The 3,318-nt window shown below is 65.2% G+C and carries 1 protein-coding gene and 2 pseudogenes; all 3 read right to left on the bottom strand.

Annotated elements, in window-relative coordinates; genetic code table 11:
- Positions 1–1,187, bottom strand: a pseudogene (locus VF194_RS05875) (glutamate synthase large subunit); the annotation flags it as partial.
- A gap of 11 nt (positions 1,188–1,198) precedes the next feature.
- Complete coding sequence (locus VF194_RS05870) at positions 1,199–2,746, bottom strand: NAD(P)-dependent oxidoreductase (RefSeq protein WP_330888976.1); 1,548 nt, start codon at positions 2,744–2,746, stop codon at positions 1,199–1,201.
- A gap of 447 nt (positions 2,747–3,193) precedes the next feature.
- Positions 3,194–3,318, bottom strand: a pseudogene (locus VF194_RS05865) (IS5/IS1182 family transposase); the annotation flags it as partial.

Raw genomic sequence — 3,318 nt, 5'->3', positions numbered from 1 at the left:
AGAAGTCCGTCCTCGGTGATCGAGTAGCGCATCGGGCGCAGACCGTTGCGGTCCATGCCGGCGATCGCCCAGCGGCCATCGGTCGCGCAGATCGCCGCCGGCCCGTCCCAAGGCTCCATCACCGAGTTGCAGTAGGCATAGAGCGCCTGGTGGCTCGCCGGCATCGACGCCTTGCTCGACCAGGCTTCCGGAATCAGCAGCGTCTTCACCAGCGGCGCCGTGCGGCCGGCGCGCACCAGAACCTCGAACACGGCGTCCAGCGCGGCGGAGTCGGACGAGCCCGACTGCACGATCGGCTTGATGTCCTCGCCGTATTCGCCGAAGGCCTCTGAGGCCATGCGGATCTCGTGGCTGCGCATCCAGTTGACGTTGCCGCGGACGGTGTTGATCTCGCCGTTATGCGCGAGCATGCGGAACGGCTGCGCCAGCCGCCAGGTCGGGAAGGTGTTGGTCGAATAGCGCTGGTGATAGATGGCGAAGGTGCTGACGAAGCGCTCGTCCTGCAGATCGGGATAGAAATTGTCGAGCTGCTCGGCCAGGAACATGCCCTTGTAGATCACCGAACGGCAGGACAGCGAGCAGATATAGAATTCGCTGATATGCGCGGCCAGCGCCTGCTTCTCGATGCGGCGGCGGATCAGGAAGAGATCGCGCTCGAAATCGTGGTCGTCCTTGCCGAGCCGGTTGTCGATCAGCACCTGCTCGATCTCGGGACGGGTCGCGTTGGCCTTCTCGCCGATGATGGTGGCGTCGACCGGCACCTGGCGCCAGCCATAGATGCCGTAGCCGAAATCCAAAATGGCGGTCTCGACGATGGTGCGGCAGGTCTCCTGGGCGGCGAGATCGGTCTTGGGCAGGAAGACCATGCCCAGGCCGAGCTTGCCCTCGCCCGGCTCGAAGCCGGTCTTGCGCACGTAATCGCGGAAGAAATCCTGCGGAATCTGCACATGGATGCCGGCGCCGTCGCCGGTCTTGCCATCGGCATCCACCGCGCCGCGATGCCACAGGGCCTTCAGCGCCATGATGCCGGCGGAGACCACGGAACGATGCGGCTTGCCGTCCAGCGCGGCGATCAGGCCGACGCCGCAGGCGTCATGCTCCTCTTCCGGCCGGTACAGGCCGGTTTCGCTCAGGCGCCTGGATTCGTCCTGCCACTGCTCGACGTAGCTCTTGATCCTGTCGCTCATGGTCGGACTCCTCACTCCGCCGCCTGCTTGGCGGCCGGCTGCTGGGCTTTCGCCTCGATATATTGATGGATGGCATCCGCCGCATCGCGTCCGTCGCGGATCGCCCAGACCACCAGGCTGGCGCCGCGCACGATGTCGCCGGCGGCGAACACGCCGGGGATGTTGGTCATCTTGCTGCGGTTGGCGATCTTCACCGTGCCCCAGCGGGTGACTTCCAGATCGGGCGCCTTGAAGAGCTGCGGCAGGTCCTCCGGATCGAAGCCGAGCGCCTTCACCACCAGATCGGCCGGCTGGTCGAACTCGGCGCCTTCGATCTCGACCGGCGTCTGGCGGCCGGAGGCATCGGTCGGGCCGAGCTTCATGCGCGCGGTATGCACCGCAGAGACGCTTTCGCCGCCGCGGAAGCTGACATCCGCGAGCTTGGTGGTGCTGCGCGGCTGGCCTTCCTGCAGCTTGTCGAAATTGGCCTCGGCGCTGGCGTTGAAGTCGCCGCCGCGGAAGCTCTTGGGCAGCGACAGCCAGACGAACTCGACGCCTTCCTCTTCGGCATTCTTCACTTCGCGCATCGAGCCCGGCATGTTGGCGCGGTCGCGGCGATAGAGGCAATGCACGCTTTCGGCGCCCTGGCGGATCGCGGTGCGCACGCAATCCATCGCGGTATCGCCGCCGCCGATCACCACCACGCGCTTGCCCTTGGCGTTGAGCATGCCGCTGTCGAACTCCGCAACCCGGTCGCCCAGGCCATGCTTGTTCGAGGCGGTGAGGTAGGTCATCGCCGGCACGATATTGTTGAGGCCGATGCCGGGCGCCTGGATGTCGCGCGCCTTGTAGACGCCGGTGGCGATCAGCACGGCATCGTGCTTCTTGCGCAGATCGTCCAGCGTGGCGTCGCGGCCGACCTCGAAATTCAGATGGAACTGCACGCCGGCCGCCTTCAGCAGGGCCGAGCGGCGCTGCACCACGTCCTTCTCGAGCTTGAAATTGGGGATGCCGTAGATCATCAGGCCGCCGGGGCGGTCGTAGCGGTCATAGACATGCACCTGATAACCCTTGCGGCGCAGCTTGTCGGCGGCGGCAAGGCCGGCCGGGCCGGCGCCGATGATGCCGACGCTTTCGCCGCGCTCGCCATTCACCGGCTTGGGCGCCTTGACCCAGCCTTCGGTGAAGGCGGTTTCGGTGATGTATTTCTCGATCGCGCCGATGGTGACCGTGCCATGGCCGGCCTGCTCGATCACGCAATTACCCTCGCAGAGCCGATCCTGCGGGCAGATGCGGCCGCAGACCTCGGGGAAGGTGTTGGTCGCCGACGACAGCTCATAGGCCTCTTCGAGGCGGCCCTCGGCGGTCATGCGCAGCCAGTCGGGGATGTTGTTGTGCAGCGGGCAATGCACCTGACAGAACGGCACGCCGCATTGCGAGCAGCGCGAAGCCTGCTCCTTGGCCTTGGCGGCGGCGAATTCGCGATAGATCTCGTCGAAATCCTGGGCGCGCTCGGTGGCGGCGCGCTTCTCCGGCATGGCGCGGTTGGTCTGGACGAACTTCAACATCTTCTCGGCCATGCGGCGCTCCACGGGTCGGGCCTGGGACCGGCGGGCGGCGCGCATCAGAAGCGGCGGCGTCCCGGCGATCCTGGCTGGACAGAGACAGCCCCGGGCACATCGTCACGGTCGCGCATGAAGTCATGGTCGCGAACGAACCGGACGCGCCTGGGGCAGGCCGCAAACATTTATTGCCTTAGAGACGGAATGGCAAGCAAAATTTAGCCGATAGGTCACGCTTGCTGACCTTTTATGGACCTGTGGATCATTTTCGCGTTTAAGCGCCAGTCTTTCTGCGGCAGAATAGCTAAAAATAGGTCCGAAACGAGACTAAATTTTGGATAAGCCGCTGGAATCCAATTATTATGACGGCGACACTGCGGTCTGCCGGCCGGGGCGCCGGGCTGCCGCCGGCCGTCCGGACCGGCATACGGCCGGCGAGTCGAGAGGGCGGCCTAGGGTGTGTCGTCAATTGTATGAGAGGATGGCGGCGGCGAGCTTTGTGGCTGCTGCGAAATGGTCGGCTCGTTTGTCGTAGCGGGTGGCGATGGCTCGGAACTGCTTGAGGCGGCAGAAGAAGCGCTCGATGCGGT

This window comes from Ferrovibrio sp. (assembly GCF_036381655.1).
In the GTDB taxonomy this organism is placed as follows: domain Bacteria; phylum Pseudomonadota; class Alphaproteobacteria; order Ferrovibrionales; family Ferrovibrionaceae; genus Ferrovibrio.
This window is presented reverse-complemented; position numbering and strand designations above follow the sequence as displayed.